The sequence below is a fragment of the Parasulfitobacter algicola genome (genome assembly GCF_013315265.1).
GTDB lineage: Bacteria > Pseudomonadota > Alphaproteobacteria > Rhodobacterales > Rhodobacteraceae > Parasulfitobacter > Parasulfitobacter algicola.
Map to the genome: position 1 here is coordinate 155,049 of NZ_JABUFE010000006.1, position 22,202 is coordinate 177,250.

Genomic DNA, 22,202 nt, shown 5'->3' on the forward strand with positions numbered 1-22,202 from the left:
CCTTTATTTTACCGAACCAGCCAATAGGCCGCGCACCAGGTAACGTTGCATTGTAAAGAAAACGATCAGCGGGACAGCGATTGACACAAATGCCGCTGTCGCCAGAATATCCCAATCCCCTCCGCGTGAGCCAAGCAGGTCATCCGCGATTTTGACTGTCATCACCTTGGTCTCGGCCGAGGATGGCAAGAACACTTTCGCCACCAACAGATCATTCCATGTCCAAAGAAACTGGAAAATCGCAAAGCTGGCCAATGCAGGAAATGACAGGGGCAAAACGATTTTCATGAAAACCTGAAAGTCAGTGGCCCCGTCAACCTTGGCGCTTTCGATAATATCACGCGGTAGGCCGACCATGTAATTTCGCAATAGATAAATCGCCAGCGGCAGTCCGAACCCGGTATGCGCAAGCCATATGCCCACAAAACTTTGCCCGATACCCACCTGATTATGCAGGTTCAAAAGCGGCACCAATGCCAACTGCAACGGCACAACCAGTAAGCCCACGACAGCCGCAATCAACAGACCGCGCCCCGGAAATTCCATCCATGCCAATGCATAGGCGGCAAACGCAGCAATCAGGATCGGGATGATCGTGGCAGGAATAGTAACGGTGAATGTGTTGACAAAGTTTATGAACAACCCTTCGTCGGCAAATAAAAGTTGTCGAAACGTCTGCCCTTGCTCAATAGCGTTTTTGCGTTCCAGTTCATTTTTGCCCGTCAAAACAGTGGCATAGTTATTCAACGTCAGATCTGGCGGCGTTTCCGCCAGAATATAAATACGTGGGCCCTGGCCAGAAAACTCTTCTGCATTTTCTGCCCGAAAGCTGCCATCAGTGTTCACAGTCAAAGTGCCGCCGCGACGCAATTCAACCGTTTCACCAGCGGTATATTGCGAAGGTGCTGCCCCGCGCGTGCCAAAGGCAATCACTGTTCCTTCGCCATCGGGAAATCTGTCTGCAACTTCAGCATCTGCAAAGATATTGCCTTCGATCACGTAAAGCCCGTTTTGCTGTTCCATACCGCTGGTCGAGGCACGTCCGCGAAAAGTCAGATCAACGGAAAAAGGGGCCTGCCACCACCCCGATGCGCTGATCTGATCACGATCCCGAAACGAAGACACTAGCAACCCCACTGTTGGGATCAGCCAAAGCAAGACCAGTACAACAACACTTATATTAACCGCCCAACCAAGGCTGGATTTGGTTCCTGCATTATTATCCATATCGTGATCCTTTCCCTAGCGCATTTCTTTGCGGGCCTGGACAATGTTCCAGATCATCACAGGTAAAACGACCAACATAATCACAAAGGCCACAGCCGTCGCGCGTCCATCGTCACGGAACATGTAACTCATCATATAACTGGGCAGAATTTGGGTGCCGAAATTCCCGCTCGTCATCGTATAAACGATATCGAAAACCTTAAGCACAAGGATGGTGATTGTCGTCCAGACAACCATAATTGTCCCAACAATTTGCGGCACTTTGATCTTAAAGAAAATCTGTACGGGGCCAGCGCCATCAATGATCGCCGCCTCTATCGTTTCTTCGGGAATACCACGCAACGCCCCTGACAGGATGACCATGGCAAAGCCCGTCTGGATCCAGATCAGGATCACCATCAGAAAGAAGTTATTCCAAAACGGGATCAGCATGATGTCGACCGGCTCACCACCAAAAAAGACAATGATTGCATTAATCAAACCAATATCGGGATTGTTCGAATAGACCATTTTCCAGATCAGTGATGCGCCTACAAAAGAAATCGCCATCGGCATAAAGATCAAAGATTTGGCGATGTTGCCCCAGCTTAGCCTGTCGGTCAGTTGTGCGACCAGAAGACCCAGAAAAGTCGACATTGCAGGCACAACCAGAACCCAAAGCAGATTGTTCACGAAAGCCTCGCGGAATTCGGCATCGCCAAACATTGATGTATAGTTTCCAAACCAGATGAATTCATCGCCTGCGCGATTGAACAGCGACCTGTAGAACGATCCGACCACAGGATAGACCAAATAAAGGCCCAGGGCCAAAACCGCAGGCATCAGAAACAGCCATGGTCGAATTCTGTTGGCACGATTTATATTGCGGCCAATGTTCGGACCCGATGCGGGGTAAAGCACCTTATCCAGAAACAGGTTTGAGGCATAAAAATACCCAACACACCCACCAACACCGATCAGGATCGTCAATACACCTTGCAAAAGCGGGGACATGGCGCGATCTCCTTGGTTTTGAATTCAAGGGGTCACGGGCTGATCGTGCAGCCCGTGATAAAGTCTTATTGGATTGAATTCCAGCGTTGCTGAACTTCGCCAGCCACAGTGGCCGCGTCTGAACCTGAACTATAATCGATCATCGCTTTCCAAAACGCGCCCGATCCAATTTCACCCGGCATAAGGTCGGATCCATCAAATCGGAATGTCGTCGCATTCAGCAATACATCGCCCAAAGCGCGGTTTGTATCGTTTGAATAAAGCTCTGTGTTGACGCCCTTGTGGGGGGTCAAGAACCCGGACAACGCCATCCACGTTTCATGCGCGATGGGTGTTTTCAGGTATTCAATCAGCGCCCGGGCGCCTTCGCTGTCGTTAGTGATCGACCACATCGTTCCCGCGCCAAGAACGGGGTTACCTAAGTCTTGTTCGGCATAGGATGGGAAGTAGAAAAAATCGACATCCACGCCCATTTCAGTTCCGTCAGGAAAGAATGTCGGGATAAAAGACGCCTGACGGTGCATGTAGCATTTCGGCGGAAGCGTGAATAACCCGCCTGCACTGTCGCGAAAATCGATTGTGACAATCGAAGATGCGTCGCCGTCAACATAGTCATCATTACGCGCGAAATATCCGAACTCCTCGATCGCCGCCACAACGCGGGGATCATCAAACGGAATTTCATTGCTGACCCACTGGTCATAGACTTCAGGCGGTTGCGTCCGCAGCATCATATCTTCGACCCAATCGGTGGCAGGCCACCCCTTGGCAGCGCCCGAATCCAGGCCAATACACCATGGGGTTGCACCATCTTCGACGATCAGATCGGTTAGCTCTTTCAGCTCTTCCATCGTTTGGGGGATATCATAGCCAGCCTCATCAAACTGTTCTGGGGAATACCAAACCAGCGATTTTAGGTCGACTTTGTAAAAGAAACCGAACAGCTGATCTTCACCGCTCTCATTCGCAAATGTCGCAAGATCAACCCAGGAATCGCCGGCTGCATAATTCTCGGTCAGCCAGTCAGCTGTGGCGTCATCAAGGGGGGCCACAAGTCCCTGCCCCGCCAGATCTGAGGCCAGACCCGGCTGCGGAAACACCGCAACATTTGGTGCAGAATTGGCGCGTGCAGAAATGACGATATCGTTTTCAAAGCTTTCGGAGCCGGAATAGTTGACCGTTGCCCCGGTTGCCTCTTCAAAATAGGACAGAACTTGCGTCACAAGATCATTGTCAGCACCGGTCCAAGGGCCAGTTACTGTGACTATTTGTCCGCTAAGGTCATATTGATCTGCAAACGCAGTATAACTGTCCCAGTTGAAATCCCCATAACCGATGTCAAATGGCAAATCGGCGACGGCTTGTGACGCACTTAAGCCAAATGCACATATAACGGCCCCCGAACAGAGCAGATGTTTCATGATATCCTCCCAGATCGCAGAGATTCCCCTGCATTTTAAAAAAGTCCAAAACGCCGGAATCATTTGAAAGCGCTTTGGTTAACACCCAAAGTGACGTTAGCGTTAACCATCTGTCAATGCCCTAGGTTGAATTACTTTTTAAAACAGGACTTTCTTTGCAGCTGCAGAAAGACGATGTAGGTATTATTTTATTTTGACCGAATGATTTTAGATTGATATTGCAGACAGGTAATAAAAGCGCTTTGGTGTGTTATCTTATGAATTTGAAAGAACTGGCTGAAAATCTTGGATTGTCACAAACAACGGTAAGCCGCGCGCTAAATGGCTATCCAGAGGTAAGTGAAGCCACCCGCGTGCGTGTCCTGCAAGCCGCTGAGCAATATAACTATCGTCCGAACACCCGCGCCAAAGGCCTTGCGACGGGGCGATCAATGGCCATCGGTCACGTTATTTCAACCTCAACCAAAACTGAATTAGTTAACCCGATTTTCGCTGATTTCATTGCCGGTGCCGGCGAAACCTATGCGAAAAATGGCTATGACATGCTGTTGTCAATTGTTTCTGACGATGAAGAGGCGCGCGTGTATCGTGATCTGAAAGCCAAGGGTACAATTGACGGCATTATTATTCATGCCCCTAAGGTCAACGATTTACGCATCCCCTTACTACAGCAGCTTGATTTGCCTTTTCTGGTACATGGCCGATCATCCCGCGGCAGTTCTGATTATGCCTGGGTTGATGTGAACAATGAACAGGCCTTTCAGCGCGCAACTGAATTTCTGCTGGACTTGGGGCATACAAGAATTGCCCTTGTGAACGGCGATGAAAACATAGATTTCGCGAAAAAACGTCGTGACGGTTTTCTAAGTGCGATGAAAACTCGGGGCGTTGATGTTCGGCCTGATCTTATGCGGTCCGACGACATGACAGAAGTTCATGGCTATGTGTCTGCCAAAGATATGCTCGCCTTTGACGTCCCGCCCACTGCGTTTTTAGTGGCCTCAACCATCACAGCTTATGGGGTACGCCGCGCGATTGAAGAAAGTGGCAAAGTGATGGGCCGCGAAATATCTGTAATCACCTATGATGACGCCCTTAGCTATTTCCGCAATGGTAATGAGGTGCCCGTTTTCACCGCGACACGATCATCCGTACAGGAAGCCGGGCGCATATCGGCCGAACTTTTACTTGAAATGATCGCCAATCCGGGCTTGGGTCCGCAGCAAAGACTGCTGGAAGCACAGCTCGTCATTGGAAAATCAACGGCACCTGCCCCTAAGGACTAAAATTTTCATGAAATCCTCGAAAGACATGTCATTGGTTGCCGATATCGGTGGCACCAATACCCGCGTGGCATTGGTTCATGAAAATACTGTTCGCCAGGACAGCATCAAGCGGTTTCGAAATGCGGAGTTTTCGAATCTTGAAGTGATCCTGAAGACATATCTTGACGGTCATCGCGTTGATGTCGACGCAGTGTGTCTGGCTGTTGCAGGCCCTGTTCAGGAAAATCGCGCACAGATGACCAATCTGGACTGGGATATTGAATGTCAGTCGATCAAAGCGGCCACCAATGCCTATGATGTTACAATCCTGAATGATCTTCAGGCACAAGGGCATGCGCTTGATCAGTTGCCGGCCGACCAGCTTTATCAGATTGCGCCAGGCAAAAGTCAGCATGACGGTCCAAAGCTGGTTGTCGGCGTTGGGACAGGTTTCAATGCGGCCCTTGTTGTCGAGACGGAAAAAGGTGTCGTGGCGCTTGCGTCTGAATGCGGTCACATTCAATTGCCGGCCGCGACAGATGATCAACTTGCTTTGTTTAAGTTCATTCAGGCCGATCATGGATTTTGTTCTGTCGAAGATGCCGTATCAGGTCGTGGGCTGGTCAATATATATCGCTGGATGGCCCAAGGCACCGCAAACCCGGATGTCACCGCAAAAGAAATCGTCGAGGCCTGTGACGCTGGTCACAAAAACCCCCAGGCCGCCGCTGGAAAGTTGTTTTGCAAACTTCTGGGACATATCACCGGGGATCTGGCGCTGACACAATTGCCCCATGGTGGTCTATATTTCGTGGGTGGCGTCGCTCGGGCATTTACATCGCATTTGATACAATTTGGATTTTATGATGCCTTCAAGGACAAGGGGCGTTTCAGTGAATTCATGTCCCATTTCCAAATATTTATAGTCCATGACGACTTTGCAGCCCTGAATGGGGCAGCGTCATACCTGTCAAAAAGATAAAATCCGCGAACGCATCCATTAGGTTTTAGAAACGATTTCTTAAAACTCAGCCCCTTAAACCTGTCTCACAGGACGAAAAGGGGATTCCCAAGATGCTGACAAGATATCCGTACGAGAGTGACAATGGCTGAAACTATTCTGCTGCCATCGCGCCTGGATGTAAAAGCGGCACCAGGCCTTCACAAAACATTGTCACCTATGGACGGTGACGTTGTTCTTGATGCAAGCGGCGTGACCCATATCGGAACGCAGTGTTTACAAGTGATATTGGCGTGCAAACAAAAACTGGACGCCGCTAATACAACCCTTCGCCTGGAAAATCTAAGTACAGATTGCACAGAACAATTGGCTCTTTTTGGGCTTGATTCAAACTTTTCGACGGAGACAGCAACATGAGTTTAAGTGTCCTTGCTGTAGATGACAGTCGCACGATGCGCGACATGATTTCAATTGCCCTGAAACAGGCAGGTATTGAACCGACATTGGCGGAAGATGGCGAACATGGGCTGGAAGTCTTGGCCGACATGACGCCCCCTGATGTGATCATCACAGATATCAATATGCCCAAGCTGGATGGATTTGGTTTCATTGATGCGGTTCGCAAACAAAACAAGCATCAAGGCATTCCCATTTTGGTTCTAACAACCGAAAGCGCGGAAACCCTGAAAGCACGCGCCAGACAAGCTGGTGCAACAGGTTGGATCGTTAAACCATTCGATCCTGTGAAACTTGTGCGCGCTCTTAAAATGGTTGCCGGATAGGAAGGACAGTCGATGACCAGCACCGACCCAATGGCCGAAATCCGGGCTTCGTTTTTCATCGAATGCGAAGAGCTTCTTGAATCACTTCAAGATGGCCTTGAAGCATTGGGGTCTGGCGATTCTGATCCTGAAACCATCAACATCGTTTTTCGAGCTGTTCATTCTATTAAAGGCGGTGCAGGTGCGTTTGGGTTGGACCAGCTTGTCGAATTTGCCCACAGCTATGAAACGGTGTTGGACGGCGTTCGATCTGGTGAAACTGAAATTACACCTGATCTGATGCGTCTTCTTTTTCAATCAGGCGACATTCTATCTGATCTTGTGCGGCTGTCCCGTGACGATGAGCCCATTGAAAAATCCCTGACTGAAGCCACATACGCAGCGCTTAAAGAAGTCGCAGGATCCTCTGATGAGGAAGAGCCGGAAGCCGACATCGATTTTCAACCCATGGGTTTGGCGTTTGATTTCGCGGATCTAGCTGAAGAAAAAAACGCGTTCATAATCACATTTAAACCCGAAGCAGAATTATTTACGTCAGGCAATGAACCCCTGCATCTATTTCGTACCCTTGCCGAACTTGGAAATATTACAGTCACATGTGACGCAAGCGCACTTCCTATCATCGAAGATATGGACATCGCCCAAGGGTATCTAAGCTGGACATTGCGCCTTGAGACAGACGCCGAAAAAACTGCAGTACAGGAAGTCTTTGAATTTGTTGAAGGGCTTTGTGATCTGAAGATCGAAGACGATATTGATCTTCCGGCATTACCCGATCTTGCTCCGCTTGAGCCCGTGGCCGAAACCGTATCCGAAGCCATTGTGCCACTGTCAGCAACTGCACCTTCCGCACCAGCTGAAGCCAAGACCGCCGCTGCGCCAAAACCGACAGTTCGTGTCGACCTGGAACGCGTGGACAGGTTGGTCAATCTGGTCGGTGAGTTGGTAATTAACCAGGCAATGCTGTCACAAAGCATATCAGACACGGGTATTCCAGGCAGCTCGGAAATTGCGACCGGATTAGAAGAATTCATGCGTCTGACACGCGATATTCAAGACAGCGTCATGATGATCAGAGCGCAACCCATTAAATCTCTTTTTCAGCGTATGTCGCGAATTGTACGTGAATCGTCAGCAGCAATCGGCAAAGACGTTAAGTTCGTCACTGAAGGTGAAAATACCGAAATTGATAAAACCGTTATTGAACGTCTTTCAGATCCGCTGACGCATATGATCCGAAATGCCGTTGACCACGGTCTTGAAAGCAACGCCGACAGAGTTGCTGCTGGAAAACCCGAACAAGGCATTGTCAAGCTAAGCGCTATCCACAGATCCGGCCGTGTCATCATTGAAATCAGCGACGATGGCGCAGGTATCAACCGCCCTAAAGTTCAGCAAATTGCTATTGAAAAAGGGCTTATCGCGAAAGATACTCAACTCAGCGACGCTGAGACAGATAATTTGCTTTTTGCGGCTGGATTTTCAACAGCGACCGAGGTTTCAAATCTTTCCGGTCGTGGTGTGGGAATGGATGTCGTGCGCAGTGCAATCCAGTCACTTGGCGGGCGCATATCGATTGCCTCAACCCCCGGAAGCGGCACAACATTCACGATAAGTCTGCCACTTACACTTGCGGTTATGGATGGCATGGTCATTAACGTTGCAGATCAGGCAATGGTAGTGCCGTTAAATTCAATTGCGGAAACACTTGCGCTTACTCAAAATGATATCGAACAACTTGGTCCAAACAAACATCTGGTACGCAACCGTGACACATTTGTTCCCTTGTTGGATCTTGGCGTAGAACTGGGATATCGGCATGCGCTGCCATCTTACGAAGGCGCTGTTGTTCTATTGATTTCACAGGAAGACGGAAGCCGCGCCGCACTTGTTGTCGATACTATTCAAGATCAACGTCAGGTCGTCATCAAAGGCCTTGAAGAAAGCTATGGTCGTGTCCCCGGTGTTGCTGCGGCAACTATTTTGGGTGACGGACAGATAGCTTTGATCCTTGACCCCACAGATATCATCTCAAACGCGTCCCTAGGTGCTGCACCTGACGACGCCCCATTCGCGATTGCAGGGTGAAAACATGGCTGAAATGGAACTTATAAAAGAAACAGGTGATGTTGAATTGCTGTCCTTTCGCATCAGCGAACAGGAATATTCCCTTGATATCATGTCAGTTCGGGAAATTCGCAGTTGGACAAAGGCAACACCGTTGCCGCATTCCCCAAGCTATGTGCGGGGGGTCATTAATTTGCGTGGAACAGTTTTACCAATCATTGATCTGAGTGCGCGACTGGGACTTGAGAAATCAGAACAATCTGAACGGGACGTTATAATTGTCGTGCATATGTTTGATCAGACAGTCGGGCTTTTGGTTGATGCCGTTATCGATATTCTTGCGGTACCACATAATGAAATGCAACAACCGCCCGAAATTGGCACAGACACAGGTCCAGCTTTTGTCAACGCACTGACCCTGGTCGAAGGTCGCATGATCAGATTGCTTGATCTGGCTTCGATTATGCCCCGCACCGAAGGCAAAGCAGCCTGATGACACCGAATGGATCATCCCAAATGACGGCACAGACAATTCCAGATGCGCATTTTGTGCAACTGGCGGATCTTGCATATTCTGAAGCTGGATTAATGATACCACACGGTAAAAAATCCATGATTCATTCGCGACTAAGCAACCGGTTACGCCGGCTGAATATCGCAGATTTTGGGGCTTACCATGCTTATGTGACGTCACCCGAGGGTGAGCAAGAACGTAAGCATATGATTTCTGCTTTGACAACGAATGTCACCTCGTTTTTCAGAGAAGATCACCACTTCAATGCATTGCGCGAAGACATCTTGCCAGAGCTTTTGAATAAAGCGCGAAATGGGCAGTCTGTACGAATATGGTCTGCGGGCTGTTCCAGTGGACAAGAGGCATTTTCAATCGCAATGACGCTTGCAGATTGCGTATCAAACATCGGTAATTTGGATATCAAAATCCTTGCGACCGATATCGATACCAATATGATCGCAACCGCACGGCGTGGGTTTTACTCTGAAACAGATGTTTCAGGTATTCCTGGCAAATATCGTGACAAACATCTTTCGCCGGCATCATCAAATAATCAAAGTGGATATGTGATGTCCAAAGCGTTGCAAGATCTTATTGCCTTCCGCGAATTGAACTTGCTTTCAGACTGGCCGATGAAAAAGAAAATAGATGTCATTTTTTGTCGGAATGTCGTGATCTACTTTGATGAGCAAACGCAAAGCAAGCTTTGGGAAAAGTTTAAAGACGTGATGCATCCTGAAGGATGGTTGTTGTTGGGCCACTCCGAACGTTTGGGTGATCAGGACATCGATGGCATGCAAAGCGTTGGCGTCACCACGTATCGCAAAACCACGCTTCCAAAACAGGCTAACGTAAAAAGGAAAAAAAATGGCGCTTAGGGATAAAATTCGCATTTTGGTCGTGGATGATATGGCGACAAGCCGCGGCTTGATTACCCAAGCTTTGGACGGTTTTGGTGTGACAAACGTGACGACAGCAGTTGATGGACCATCTGCGCTGGAATCATTGGCCGCGTCGCCAGCCCACCTTGTGATTTCAGACTACAATATGCCGAATATGGATGGTCTTCACCTTCTGCACGCTTTGCGGCAAAATGCGGCAACAAAGGGAATTGGCTTTATCCTGATTACAGGTCGTGCAGAACAGGAAATCATTGAACACGGCAAGAAACTTGGAATGAACAATTGCTTGAAAAAACCGTTTGAACCCAAACAGCTTTTACAATGCATCGAAGCGGTTGTTGGACGGCTATGAGTGTTCAGCATCATAAATTTGAAAGTGATGCATCGTTGCTTAAAACAGTCGATCTTGCTCATCTGTCTGGTAGCATTGCAATCGAATTGCAAACGTTATTACAGACAGTTGGTCAACTTGAAGTGGTGTTAATTGAACGCATGCCGCCGACAGATGATCTTTGTATTGAAACGATGCAATCGCTTGATTTATTACAACAAACGCTTGCAGATCTGTCAGAGTGTCAGAAATCAATTCAACTGAAAATGCAAACGGCTGAATTTTGTTGTAATTTTCAGGAAATTGATTTTGGAAGCGTCAAGCTGACAAGTCTCAAGGAACGCTTATTCAATTCGAATCCGAAATCTGACTATAGCACTGAAACAAAGGAAACCAGTGCAATTGAGTGGTTTTAGAACAGACTGACTTTCAACGAAAACTCATATTAAATTCTGCGACACAATCTCAAATAATCATTTGAGACTTTTCAAACCGCATTCGCTGACGTAAATCCACTTTATGGTTGATAAATTACATATTGTGGGCGGCGGAATGGCCGGATCTGAAGCCGCCTGGCAAGCCGCACGCATGGGTGTTTCGGTTGTTTTGCATGAAATGCGCCCGCATGTGGAAACATTTGCGCATCAGACGGGCCATCTGGCTGAAATGGTCTGTTCAAATTCCTTTCGATCAGATGATGATGAACAAAACGCCGTTGGATTATTGCATTGGGAAATGCGCGCCGCTGATGGTTTGATCATGAAGAAAGCCGATAAACATCGCATACCTGCCGGCGGTGCACTTGCCGTTGACCGAAATCCCTTTGCGCAAAGCGTTACGGAAGCGCTTAAAGCGATGCCGAATGTTGAGGTTTCTTATGGCGAAATTACCGAATTGCCTGAAGACGGTCATTGGATTATCGCAACCGGTCCATTGACATCGGGTCATCTGGCGAATGCCTTGCAGGCAGAAACCGGAAAAGAAGCATTAGCCTTTTTCGACGCGATCGCTCCAATTATCTATTCCGACAGTATCGATATGTCGAAAGCCTGGATGCAATCGCGCTATGACAAGGGCGAGACTGAAGCAGAACGCACCGCTTATCTGAATTGCCCAATGGACCGCGCGCAATACGAAGCATTTATCGACGCACTTCTGGCTGCCGAAAAAACTGAATTCAAAGAGGGCGAGACAGCAGGTTACTTTGACGGCTGCCTTCCCATCGAAGTCATGGCCGAACGCGGCCGTGAGACACTACGGTTTGGACCAATGAAGCCGGTTGGTCTAACCAATGCACACCAACCTGACGTCAAGCCCTATGCCGTGGTTCAGTTAAGGCGCGATAATGCGCTGGGCACTTTATTTAATATCGTCGGATTTCAGACAAAAATGAAATACGGTGCACAAACCGAAGTTCTTCGTACGATCCCGGGCTTGGAAGATGCCCGCTTCGCTCGGCTTGGGGGCATTCACCGAAATACATTTTTGAATTCTCCTATTTTGCTAGACAATCAAATGCGGTTGAAATCCAAACCGCATATTCGGTTTGCAGGCCAGATCACGGGTGTCGAGGGCTATGTCGAAAGTGCCGCCATGGGGCTTTTGGCAGGCAGGTTTGCGGCAGCCGAACTATTGGGAATGCCACTTGCCTTACCACCAAGGAAAACGGCAATGGGGGCGTTGATCGCACATATTACCGGTGGCGCTGATGCAAAAACCTTTCAACCTATGAACGTTAATTTCGGTCTTTTCCCCCCGGTTGACGGTTTGAAAGCCGGGCGCAAAGGACGTAAAGACCGCTATAAAGCGTATACGGATCGCGCGAAGACCCTTTGGACCGAATGGCTGAACCAAGGCGCCTTGAACGCAGCCTGATGGCAGCGGATACACTTTTCAGAACGCGTTTTGCGCCATCCCCAACCGGGCCTTTGCATCTGGGGCATGCCTATTCGGCGATGCTGGCGCATGATTTAGCCGTGCAAAATAAGGGTGAATTTCTGTTACGGATCGAAGATATCGACCAGTCGCGTGCCCGCACCCAATGGGAAGATTGGATTTTCCGTGATCTAAAGGCACTTGGTATTGAATGGCCAAAGCCTGTTTTGCGTCAATCAGGCAGATTGAATGCCTATCGCAATGCGATCCAGTCCTTATGGGACAAGCGGCTTATTTATCCTTGTACATGTAACCGTCGCGATATTCTTGACGCCGCGAGCGCCCCGCAAGAAGGGGCAGCCCCCATTATAGGCCCTGATGGTGTGGTGTATCCGGGTACTTGCCGTAATTATCAACATGACGTGTTCCTGGTGCCACCCGCCACCACACTGCGCCTAGATATGCGTAAGGCAATTGCGCATTTGGCTACCACAGACTTTGCCTTTATTGAACAGGGCCAAGGAACAAAGACCACAGTTGATTTCAGCGCGGACAAGGTTATCGATAAGATTGGCGATATTGTCATTGCTCGTACTGGTTTGGGCACATCATATCATTTGTCTGTTGTGCTGGACGACGCATTTCAAAAAATCTCGCATGTTGTCCGCGGCCAGGATCTGTTCGAGGCGACAAAAATTCACGTGATCCTGCAAAAACTGTTTAATCTGCCAACACCAGTTTATCATCATCACAAGTTAATCCGCGACAAAACAGGTAAACGCCTTGCAAAGCGTCACGATGCCGAGGCTATTCGTAAATATCTGGATAACGGCGCAACGGCAGGTGACATTCGCAAGCAGGTCGGCCTTAGACCATAGGCGTCATCAATTCAACTTCACCTTCATCGCGTATTGCGCTGTAAAAACAAGATTTTCTATTGGTATGACACGCTGGTCCCGTTTGATTAACAACAGCCAAAAGGCAATCGCGATCACAATCTACGCGCAGGTCAACCAGATCTTGGACATGTCCGCTGGTTTCACCTTTGATCCAGAAAGACTGACGCGAACGGCTCCAATATGTGACGCGCCGGGTTTGCAGAGTCTGCAAAACCGCCTCAGAATTCATCCATGCCATCATTAAAACCTCACCGCTGCCATCCTGTTGTGCGATGACTGGAATCAGCCCGTCTGCGTTGAATTTTAGTGTGGATGGATCAAATGACATGTCGAAAACCTTTTGCATGTGCCGCAGAACGGATTATTTATGCAAAAATCGACCAAAGGAAAAGCCATGAGTGCCGAAACTGACATGATCAAGCTGTATTCGTCGCGTATTCTTGCGTTGGCAGCTGAAATTCCGCGCACTGCTCGGCTGGATGCGCCGTCAGCGACGGCAAAACGCAGATCACCGCTGTGCGGATCAACCGTTACAGTGGATATTATTGTTGAAGATGGCCGTATTGTGGATTTTGGACAGGACGTCAAAGCTTGTGCTTTAGGTCAGGCTGCAGCGTCTGTGGTGGCGCAAAATATTATTGGCTGCACTTTGGCTTATGTCGAAAAAGCGCGCGATGAACTGAAGACAATGCTGAAATCAAACGGCCCTGCACCGGCTAAACCCTTTGATGGGCTTGAGGTGCTGATACCAGCGCGGGATTATAAAAACCGCCACGCATCAATTCTTTTGGCGCTGGATGCCGTAGTCGAAGCAATGACCGAAGCCAAGAAATCGGCCTGCGCTTAGAGGTTCTGGAAACGACATCTTTTGTCGCCCACAAGCAACCCGACCCGCAGATATGACGTAATTCTTTGATGAAAGCATCAAGGAGGCGCGCCCATGAAAACCACCACCCGTGTTGCCGTTATCGGCGGAGGCGTCGTTGGCTGTTCGGTTTTGTATCATCTGACGAAATTGGGTTGGACCGACGTGATGCTGCTGGAACGGTCGGAACTGACCAGCGGATCAACCTGGCATGCTGCGGGCGGGTTTCACACGCTGAACGGTGACACCAACATGGCCGCGCTTCAGGGCTATACCATCCGCCTTTACCGTGAGTTGGAGGAAATCACCGGCATGTCCTGCGGCCTGCACCATGTGGGCGGCGTGACGCTGGCCGACAATCAGGATCGCTTTGACATGCTGGTCGCGGAACGCGCCAAGCATCGCTATATGGGCCTGGAAACCGAAATCGTCACCCCCGAAGAAATCGCCAAGATCGCGCCGATCACCAATCTGGATGGCATCGTGGGCGGGTTGTTCGACCCACTGGATGGTCACCTTGACCCGTCGGGCACGACCCACGCCTATGCCAAGGCCGCGCGGATGAACGGCGCGCAGATCGAACTGCACTGCAAGGTCATCGAGACCAACCAGCGCCCCGATGGCACCTGGGATGTGGTCACAGATAAGGGCACAATCCATGCCGAACATATCGTCAACGCCGCAGGCCTTTGGGCGCGCGAAGTGGGCGCAATGGCGGGCATCTATTTCCCGCTGCACCCGATGGAGCACCAGTATCTGGTCACCGACGACATCCCCGAAATCTATGAACGCGACAGCGAACACCCCCATGTGATGGACCCCGCCGGCGAAAGCTATCTGCGGCAAGAGGGGCGCGGGCTTTGCATCGGTTTCTACGAACAACCGTGTGAGCCCTGGGCGGTCGACGGCACCCCTTGGGATTTCGGGCATGAGCTGCTGAACGACAAACTGGAAAAGGTCGAAGACAGCATCGAATTTGCCTATAACCGCTTCCCCGTCCTGGGGCGTGCGGGCGTCAAATCGGTGATCAACGGCCCCTTCACCTTTGCGCCCGACGGCAACCCCCTGGTCGGCCCTGTGCCCGGCATGCGCAACTATTGGTCGGCCTGCGCGGTCATGGCGGGCTTTAGCCAGGGCGGCGGCGTGGGTCTGACGCTGGCGCAATGGATGGTTGAGGGCGAGCCCGAACGTGACGTCTTTGCCATGGACTGCGCCCGCTTTGGCCAGTGGGTCACCCCCGGCTACACGCGGCCCAAGGTGATCGAGAATTATCAGCGCCGCTTTTCCGTCACCTACCCCAACGAAGAACTGCCCGCCGCGCGGCCGTTCCAGACGACGCCGATGTACGACATCTTTGATCAGATGGGCGCGGTCTGGGGCCACCAGTTCGGGCTTGAGGTGCCGAATTACTTCGCCGCCCCTGGCGAAGAACGCTATGAAACCCCCAGCTTCCGCCGCTCAAACGCGTGGGAGGCTACTAAGCGCGAAGTCCGCGCCGTGCGCACCTCGGTCGGGATAAACGAGGTCCACAACTTCGGCAAATTCCGCATCACGGGCGCAGGCGCGCGCGACTGGCTGGATCGGATCATGGCAGGCCGCATCCCCGTCCCCGGCCGGATGAGCCTGACGCCCATGCTGTCGCCCAAGGGCCGCCTGATCGGGGATTTCACGATCAGCTGTTTAAGCGATGATGAATTCCAGCTGACCGCCAGCTACGGCGCGCAGGATTTCCACCACCGCTGGTTCCTGCAGCATTCGGAAGACGGTGTGAAGATTGAAAATATCAGCAATCAGCGCACCGGCTTTCAGATCGCAGGGCCGAATGCGGCCAAGCTGCTGCAATCCTGCACCCGGCAGGATATCAGCGACATGCGCTTTATGGATGTGCGCCGGATGACCGTAGGCATGGTCGACTGCACCGTCCAGCGCGTCAGCTACACCGGCGATCTGGGCTTTGAGATCTATTGCGATGTCATGAGCCAGCGCAGCCTGTGGCACACGCTTTGGGACGCAGGTCAGAGCTTTGATATCAAACCTTTCGGCATGCGCGCGATGATGTCGCTGCGGCTGGATAAATTCTTCGGGTCCTGGCTCAGTGAATTTTCCCCCGACTACACCGCCGCGGAAACCGGACTGGACCGCTTTATCAGCTTCAAGAAAAACGTTGATTTCATCGGTCGTGAAATGGCCGAAAAACAGCGTACCAATCCTCCTGACCGACAGCTGTGTGCCTTTGAGGTTGATGCAAACGACGCAGATGTCGTTGCCTATGAACCGATCTTTTTGGATGGTAATGTTGTTGGGTTTTGTACGTCAGGTGGATACGCTCACTGGCCGGAAAAATCGATTGCCATGGGCTTTGTGCCCACGGATCACGCCAATGCGGGCCTGAACGTACAAATCGAAATTCTGGGCGAAATGCGTGATGCGACACTGATCACAGAACCGCTTTTTGATGCCGACGGCGCGCGTATGCGGGGGTAAGAAGGTCTGTGGCGTGTTTCAAAGTGAGATTCACGATCACGATAAAGAGATCGCATTAGACGTTCGAAAATAACCGAATAGTTGCCATTACTAAGTTGCAAGACGGGTATAAGTGGCAGCGGGATAATTTCGTCTATTGCGCCGAATCCATGTCGACCGAACGTCTTTTGCTGTATGCTATTTATCTGACTTATATTGCGGATGATCAGGATTTCGATAATGACTTTGATAATAATGTCAGCTCATTCATGTTTAGGTAGACGCAGTTTCTATAGGCGTAAATTACTTTTTTCACTAAAAAATGCCAAAGTCGTGCTTGAGATTGCGCAACTAGCGATCTTTTATGACAAATCATGCTCGCGTAATTTAGTTGCGCAACTACGACTTTGGTCTAGTTCGGAACCCTGCGTCACTCCTGCTAGGTTCTCTTGGAAATAACGAACCGCAAAAAGGCAAACAGGTTGCACATAAGTCTAAAGTGCTCTTTTCATGACATCTTAAATCCGACAAGATCGCGTCAATGTCAGGCTGCGGTTAGCCTTTTTCCAAACATGGGTAGGTTTGGAAAACATGATCTAGATCATGGTGTGTATGGGCCATGTGAAAACAGTATCGTCACGAGTGGGGAGGACGCTTGATCTGAAACGCATCGGTTCGCGGGATCAGGCATCCAGATAATGACGAATGGAGGAGACTATGACAGCTCAAGCGCAAGAAAAGGGCGCATCTGCGCCCGTGTACGCGCCATCTGCCGAATTTGCAGCCAACGCGCATGTCGATGCTGAAAAATACGCACAGATGTACGAAACATCTGTTAAAGACCCCGAAGCGTTTTGGCGCGAACACGGGAAACGGCTGGATTGGATCAAGCCTTATACAAAGGTGAAGAATACAAATTACAGTTTTGGCGATGTCTCGATCAAATGGTTTGAAGACGGCACGCTGAATGTGGCAGCCAATTGCATTGATCGGCATCTAAAAGACCGTGCAGATCAAACCGCGATTATCTTTGAACCCGACAATCCCGAAGAAGATGCCCAGCATATCACCTATGCCGAATTGCATCGCCGGGTTTGTCGGATGGGTAATATTCTGGAAGACATGGGCGTGCGCAAGGGCGACCGTGTTGTGTTGTATATGCCCATGATCCCCGAAGCCGCCTATGCCATGCTGGCCTGTGCGCGGATCGGCGCGATCCATTCTATTGTTTTTGCAGGATTTTCACCCGATGCCTTGGGCGCCCGTGTGAACGGAAGTGACGCCAAGGTCGTGATCACCGCTGATTATGCCCCACGTGGTGGTCGTGAAACGGCGTTGAAGTCCAACACGGATCAGGCGCTTTTGCATTGCAAAGACAGCGTCAAGGTTCTGGTGGTCAAGCGGACTGGCGGACAAACGACTTGGATCGAGGGGCGCGATTACGATTATAACGAAATGCTGCTTGAGGCTGATGATTACTGCCCCGTGGCTGAAATGCGTGCCGAAGATCCTTTGTTTGTGCTGTATACCAGCGGATCAACCGGGCAGCCAAAGGGCGTGGTACACACCACCGGTGGTTACCTGGTCTATGCCGCGATGACGCATCAATATGTGTTTGATTATCACGATGGCGATGTCTTCTGGTGTACCGCGGACGTGGGTTGGGTCACTGGCCACAGCTATATCGTTTATGGCCCGCTGGCCAATGGTGCCACCACGCTGATGTTCGAAGGCGTGCCCACCTATCCAGACGCCAGCCGGTTCTGGCAGGTCTGCGAAAAGCATAAAGTCAACCAGTTCTACACGGCCCCCACCGCCATTCGCGCACTGATGGCGCATGGCAATGAGCCGGTGGAAAAATGCGATCTAAGCGATCTGAAATTGCTTGGCACCGTCGGCGAGCCCATCAACCCCGAGGCCTGGAACTGGTACAATGATGTCGTGGGCAAGGGTAAATGCCCCATCGTCGACACATGGTGGCAAACCGAAACCGGTGGTCACTTGCTGACCCCCCTGCCCGGCGCAACCGCGTTAAAACCCGGATCAGCGACAAAGCCATTCTTTGGGGTACAGCCTGTCGTATTGGACCCACAAACCGGCGAAGAAATCACCACAACCGCCGCCGAAGGGGTGCTTTGCTTGAAAGACAGTTGGCCCGGCCAGATGCGCACCGTCTGGGGCGATCACGACCGGTTCCAGTCGACCTATTTTGAACAATACAAAGGCTATTATTTCAGCGGTGACGGCTGTCGCCGGGATGCGGATGGCGATTACTGGATTACAGGCCGTGTGGATGATGTGATCAACGTCAGTGGTCACCGCATGGGCACGGCCGAGGTCGAAAGCGCACTGGTCGCTCACGCCAAGGTTGCCGAGGCCGCCGTGGTCGGATACCCCCATGATATCAAGGGCCAGGGCATCTACGCCTATGTGACGCTGATGAACGGGATCGAGCCGACTGATGAGCTGCGCAAAGAGCTTGAGACATGGGTGCGCAGCGAAATCGGCCCCATTGCCAAGCCAGATTTGCTACAGTGGTCCCCCGGTCTGCCAAAAACGCGGTCGGGTAAGATCATGCGACGCATTCTGCGTAAGATCGCCGAAAATGACTATGGCAGCCTTGGCGATACCTCGACCCTGGCTGATCCATCGGTTGTCGATGATCTGATCGAAAACCGTATGAATAAGGGCTAGGATAATGGATGCTGAAACATTGACAAAATCCGCTGTTCTGATCCTGCTTGGCCCACCGGGTGCGGGCAAAGGTACCCAAGCCCGAATGCTGCAAGATAAATTCGGTCTGGTGCAGTTAAGTACTGGTGATCTGCTGCGCGCAGCCGTCGCGGCTGGCACAGAAGCGGGCAAAAAGGCCAAAACGGTCATGGAGGCCGGTGAACTGGTCAGCGATGATATCGTACTGGCCATTCTGAAAGATCGGCTGGCCGAACCCGATACGTACAAAGGGGTCATCCTTGATGGGTTTCCCCGCACCACAGCACAAGCCGAAGCGCTGGATGATCTGCTGGATAAGACCGGCCAGAGTATCAATGCGGCGATCTCGCTTGAAGTGGACGATGCCGCAATGGTCACCCGTATATCGGGTCGTTATACCTGTGCAAACTGCGGCGAAGGCTATCACGACGATTACAAGCAACCCGCCATCAACGGCATTTGCGATAAATGCGGCGGAACCGAAATGAAGCGCCGCGCCGACGACAATGCAGAAACCGTCGGCACCCGTCTGGCCGCTTATCATGCGCAGACAGCACCGTTGATTGATTACTATGACAGAAAAGGCGCGCTGCGGCGTGTCGATGCGATGGGATCAATAGATACGATTGCCATTGATCTAGGGAAGATTGCCAAAGAGGCATCTACCTGACTAAAACTGGGCAGGCGGCCAAAGGAGGAGGCCGTCTGATATAATGGGGAAAACCAACAGAGAGAGAGAAAGGGAGGAGCGCCACATGGCGGATCAAACCTCAAGTAAAACCGAGGCAGCACAGGACGCAAGTTCTTACTGGTCGGCAAATATAAGAATAATCATCGTTTGTCTTATCATCTGGGCCCTTGTGTCCTTTGGCTTTGGCATCCTGCTGCGTCCAATGCTGTCTGGCATTGCAGTTGGCGGAACGGATCTGGGCTTCTGGTTTGCACAACAAGGATCCATTCTCGTCTTCCTGGCACTGATCTTTTTCTATGCCTGGCGGATGAACAAGCTCGACGCCGAACACGGCGTGGACGAAGAATAAGGATAAGGGACAGATGGATCAGTATACTCTTAACCTGCTGGTGGTGGGCGGAACATTCGCCTTGTACATCGGCATCGCGATCTGGGCACGTGCCGGATCAACATCGGAATTCTATGCAGCCGGGCGCGGCATCCACCCTGTCACCAACGGGATGGCCACAGCGGCAGACTGGATGTCTGCCGCCTCGTTCATCTCGATGGCAGGTCTGATTGCCTTTACGGGCTATGACAATTCGACCTTCTTGATGGGGTGGACAGGTGGCTATGTGCTATTGGCGCTGCTGTTGGCACCGTACTTGCGCAAATTTGGCAAGTTCACAGTGCCAGAATTCATCGGCGACCGGTTTTACAGCCAAACGGCCCGCATGGTGGCTGTTGTCTGTCTGATCGTCGCATCGGTCACATATGTGATCGGTCAGATGACAGGCGTCGGCGTTGCATTTTCGCGCTTTCTTGAAGTGCAGAATTCAACCGGTCTATTCATTGGTGCGGCTGTCGTTTTTGCCTATGCCGTGTTTGGCGGCATGAAGGGCGTGACCTATACACAAGTTGCACAATACTGCGTTTTGATCGTTGCCTACACAATCCCTGCGATCTTTATTTCGCTGCAACTGACAGGTAATCCAATCCCCGGTCTGGGTCTGTTCGGAACGCACGTGGAATCCGGTGTGCCACTGCTGACCAAGCTGGATCAGATTGTTCAGGAACTGGGTTTTGCCAGCTATACCGGCCATCATGGTAATACGCTGAACATGGTTCTGTTCACCTTGTCGCTGATGATTGGGACGGCTGGTCTGCCCCACGTGATCATCCGCTTCTTCACAGTGCCAAAGGTGTCTGACGCCCGTTGGTCTGCGGGTTGGGCGCTGGTCTTCATCGCACTTTTGTATCTGACAGCCCCCGCTGTTGGCGCAATGGCGCGTTTGAACATCATCGATACGATCTATCCAAACGGAACGCAGTCTGAAACGCTGGTCTATGACGAACGACCCGATTGGATGAAGAACTGGGAAGTCACAGGCTTGCTGAAGTTCGAGGATAAAAACGGCGATGGTCGCATTCAGTTCTATAATGATGCTTCAACCGAATTTGCAGCGACCGCTGCAGCCAATGGTTGGGCCGGATCTGAATTAACCGTGAACCGCGACATCCTTGTGCTGGCCAACCCCGAGATCGCAAATCTGCCGGGATGGGTCATCGCACTTGTCGCAGCGGGTGGTCTGGCCGCGGCGTTGTCAACGGCGGCGGGTCTGCTGCTGGCGATTTCATCGTCGGTCAGTCACGACTTGATCAAAGGGGCCATCAATCCGCAAATCAGCGAAAAAGGCGAACTGTTATCCGCCCGAATTGCGATGGCTGTTGCGATTGGTGTTGCTACCTATCTTGGGCTTAATCCCCCGGGCTTTGCGGCGCAAACCGTGGCGCTGGCCTTTGGTCTGGCGGCGGCGTCCATCTTCCCGGCGCTTATGATGGGGATCTTCAGCAAACGCGTGAACAACGTGGGTGCTGTGGCAGGTATGACAACAGGTCTGGTTGTCACACTGGTCTATATCTTCCTGCACAAAGGTTGGTTGTTCGTGGCAAGCACGGCCAGCTTCAGCGATGCCGATCCCCTGCTGTTGTCGATCAAATCGACATCCTTCGGGGCCGTGGGCGCCATGCTGAACTTCCTTGTGGCTTATGTCGTGTCTTTCATGACAGAAGAACCACCAGAAGAGATCCAGGAACTGGTCGAAAGTGTTCGTATCCCACGTGGTGCGGCAGCGGCAACAGCCGATCACTAAGACCTGTGGGCCGTTTGGTTAGGCCCACCCTTAAAATAAGCAATCCCGCGCCGACTATTTTGGCGCGGGATTTTTTATGCCCATACCGCCTTTTCAAAGCGG

Annotated in this window: 21 protein-coding genes; 17 read left to right on the forward strand and 4 right to left on the reverse strand. The window is 51.1% G+C overall.

What is annotated here, in order from left to right:
- Positions 1-3: 3 nt before the first annotated feature.
- The 3 genes from HRQ87_RS11735 to HRQ87_RS11745 all read right to left on the reverse strand — a co-directional run bounded on the left by HRQ87_RS11735 (position 4) and on the right by HRQ87_RS11745 (position 3,641).
- The gene (locus tag HRQ87_RS11735; protein WP_174138510.1) at positions 4-1,227 is read right to left on the reverse strand and encodes a carbohydrate ABC transporter permease; all 1,224 of its coding nucleotides are present in this window, start codon (positions 1,225-1,227) and stop codon (positions 4-6) included.
- Between the two features lie 15 nt (positions 1,228-1,242).
- The gene (locus HRQ87_RS11740; RefSeq protein WP_174138512.1) at positions 1,243-2,220 is read right to left on the reverse strand and encodes a carbohydrate ABC transporter permease; all 978 of its coding nucleotides are present in this window, start codon (positions 2,218-2,220) and stop codon (positions 1,243-1,245) included.
- 65 nt (positions 2,221-2,285) lie between these two features.
- Positions 2,286-3,641 (reverse strand): ABC transporter substrate-binding protein, encoded by a 1,356-nt coding sequence (locus tag HRQ87_RS11745; protein WP_174138513.1) that lies wholly within the window; start codon positions 3,639-3,641, stop codon positions 2,286-2,288.
- A 257-nt stretch (positions 3,642-3,898) separates the two neighbouring features.
- On the opposite strand from HRQ87_RS11745, the gene HRQ87_RS11750 reads away from it, so the two are divergent.
- The 11 genes from HRQ87_RS11750 (at position 3,899) to gluQRS (ending at position 13,216) form a co-directional block, all read left to right on the forward strand.
- Entirely contained in the window at positions 3,899-4,927 is a 1,029-nt protein-coding gene (locus HRQ87_RS11750; RefSeq protein WP_174138515.1) for a LacI family DNA-binding transcriptional regulator, read from the forward strand.
- Between the two features lie 7 nt (positions 4,928-4,934).
- Positions 4,935-5,888, forward strand: a complete 954-nt coding sequence (locus HRQ87_RS11755; protein ID WP_174138516.1) for a glucokinase — start codon at positions 4,935-4,937, stop codon at positions 5,886-5,888.
- Between the two features lie 123 nt (positions 5,889-6,011).
- Positions 6,012-6,284 carry an STAS domain-containing protein gene (locus HRQ87_RS11760; protein WP_174138519.1) on the forward strand — a complete coding sequence of 91 codons (273 nt, stop codon included), beginning with the start codon at positions 6,012-6,014 and terminating at the stop codon, positions 6,282-6,284.
- Positions 6,281-6,649 carry a response regulator gene (locus HRQ87_RS11765; protein ID WP_174138521.1) on the forward strand — a complete coding sequence of 123 codons (369 nt, stop codon included), beginning with the start codon at positions 6,281-6,283 and terminating at the stop codon, positions 6,647-6,649. The genes HRQ87_RS11760 and HRQ87_RS11765 overlap by 4 nt, the downstream gene beginning before the upstream one ends.
- Positions 6,650-6,661: 12 nt before the next feature.
- Positions 6,662-8,737: a chemotaxis protein CheA gene (locus tag HRQ87_RS11770; protein WP_174138523.1), complete on the forward strand. Its 2,076-nt coding sequence runs from the start codon at positions 6,662-6,664 to the stop codon at positions 8,735-8,737.
- Between the two features lie 4 nt (positions 8,738-8,741).
- The gene (locus HRQ87_RS11775) at positions 8,742-9,209 is read left to right on the forward strand and encodes a chemotaxis protein CheW (RefSeq protein WP_174138525.1); all 468 of its coding nucleotides are present in this window, start codon (positions 8,742-8,744) and stop codon (positions 9,207-9,209) included.
- Between the two features lie 23 nt (positions 9,210-9,232).
- Positions 9,233-10,108 carry a CheR family methyltransferase gene (locus HRQ87_RS11780; RefSeq protein WP_174138527.1) on the forward strand — a complete coding sequence of 292 codons (876 nt, stop codon included), beginning with the start codon at positions 9,233-9,235 and terminating at the stop codon, positions 10,106-10,108.
- Entirely contained in the window at positions 10,098-10,484 is a 387-nt protein-coding gene (locus HRQ87_RS11785; RefSeq protein ID WP_174138529.1) for a response regulator, read from the forward strand. Before HRQ87_RS11780 ends, HRQ87_RS11785 begins: the two co-directional genes overlap by 11 nt.
- Positions 10,481-10,879, forward strand: coding sequence for a hypothetical protein (locus tag HRQ87_RS11790; protein WP_174138531.1), 399 nt, complete (start codon positions 10,481-10,483; stop codon positions 10,877-10,879). The genes HRQ87_RS11785 and HRQ87_RS11790 overlap by 4 nt, the downstream gene beginning before the upstream one ends.
- A gap of 103 nt (positions 10,880-10,982) precedes the next feature.
- Complete coding sequence (gene trmFO / locus HRQ87_RS11795; RefSeq protein WP_174138533.1) at positions 10,983-12,338, forward strand: methylenetetrahydrofolate--tRNA-(uracil(54)-C(5))-methyltransferase (FADH(2)-oxidizing) TrmFO; 1,356 nt, start codon at positions 10,983-10,985, stop codon at positions 12,336-12,338.
- Positions 12,305-13,216: a tRNA glutamyl-Q(34) synthetase GluQRS gene (gene gluQRS / locus HRQ87_RS11800; protein WP_246252157.1), complete on the forward strand. Its 912-nt coding sequence runs from the start codon at positions 12,305-12,307 to the stop codon at positions 13,214-13,216. Before trmFO ends, gluQRS begins: the two co-directional genes overlap by 34 nt.
- On the opposite strand, the gene hisI is transcribed toward gluQRS, so the two are convergent.
- The gene (hisI, locus tag HRQ87_RS11805; RefSeq protein WP_174138535.1) at positions 13,206-13,583 is read right to left on the reverse strand and encodes a phosphoribosyl-AMP cyclohydrolase; all 378 of its coding nucleotides are present in this window, start codon (positions 13,581-13,583) and stop codon (positions 13,206-13,208) included. The genes gluQRS and hisI overlap by 11 nt on opposite strands.
- A gap of 48 nt (positions 13,584-13,631) precedes the next feature.
- Between hisI and HRQ87_RS11810 the strand changes: the two genes are divergently transcribed.
- The 6 genes from HRQ87_RS11810 to HRQ87_RS11835 all read left to right on the forward strand — a co-directional run bounded on the left by HRQ87_RS11810 (position 13,632) and on the right by HRQ87_RS11835 (position 22,100).
- The gene (locus HRQ87_RS11810) at positions 13,632-14,084 is read left to right on the forward strand and encodes an iron-sulfur cluster assembly scaffold protein (protein ID WP_174138538.1); all 453 of its coding nucleotides are present in this window, start codon (positions 13,632-13,634) and stop codon (positions 14,082-14,084) included.
- A 93-nt stretch (positions 14,085-14,177) separates the two neighbouring features.
- Positions 14,178-16,586, forward strand: coding sequence for a GcvT family protein (locus tag HRQ87_RS11815; protein WP_174138540.1), 2,409 nt, complete (start codon positions 14,178-14,180; stop codon positions 16,584-16,586).
- Between the two features lie 696 nt (positions 16,587-17,282).
- The gene (acs, locus tag HRQ87_RS11820) at positions 17,283-19,259 is read left to right on the forward strand and encodes an acetate--CoA ligase (protein ID WP_174138543.1); all 1,977 of its coding nucleotides are present in this window, start codon (positions 17,283-17,285) and stop codon (positions 19,257-19,259) included.
- A 4-nt stretch (positions 19,260-19,263) separates the two neighbouring features.
- On the forward strand, positions 19,264-19,947 hold the full coding sequence (locus tag HRQ87_RS11825) for an adenylate kinase (protein WP_174138545.1): 684 nt from the start codon (positions 19,264-19,266) through the stop codon (positions 19,945-19,947).
- An 85-nt stretch (positions 19,948-20,032) separates the two neighbouring features.
- Entirely contained in the window at positions 20,033-20,317 is a 285-nt protein-coding gene (locus HRQ87_RS11830; protein WP_174138547.1) for a DUF4212 domain-containing protein, read from the forward strand.
- A gap of 13 nt (positions 20,318-20,330) precedes the next feature.
- The gene (locus HRQ87_RS11835) at positions 20,331-22,100 is read left to right on the forward strand and encodes a sodium:solute symporter family protein (protein ID WP_174138548.1); all 1,770 of its coding nucleotides are present in this window, start codon (positions 20,331-20,333) and stop codon (positions 22,098-22,100) included.
- The last annotated feature ends 102 nt before the right edge of the window (positions 22,101-22,202 follow it).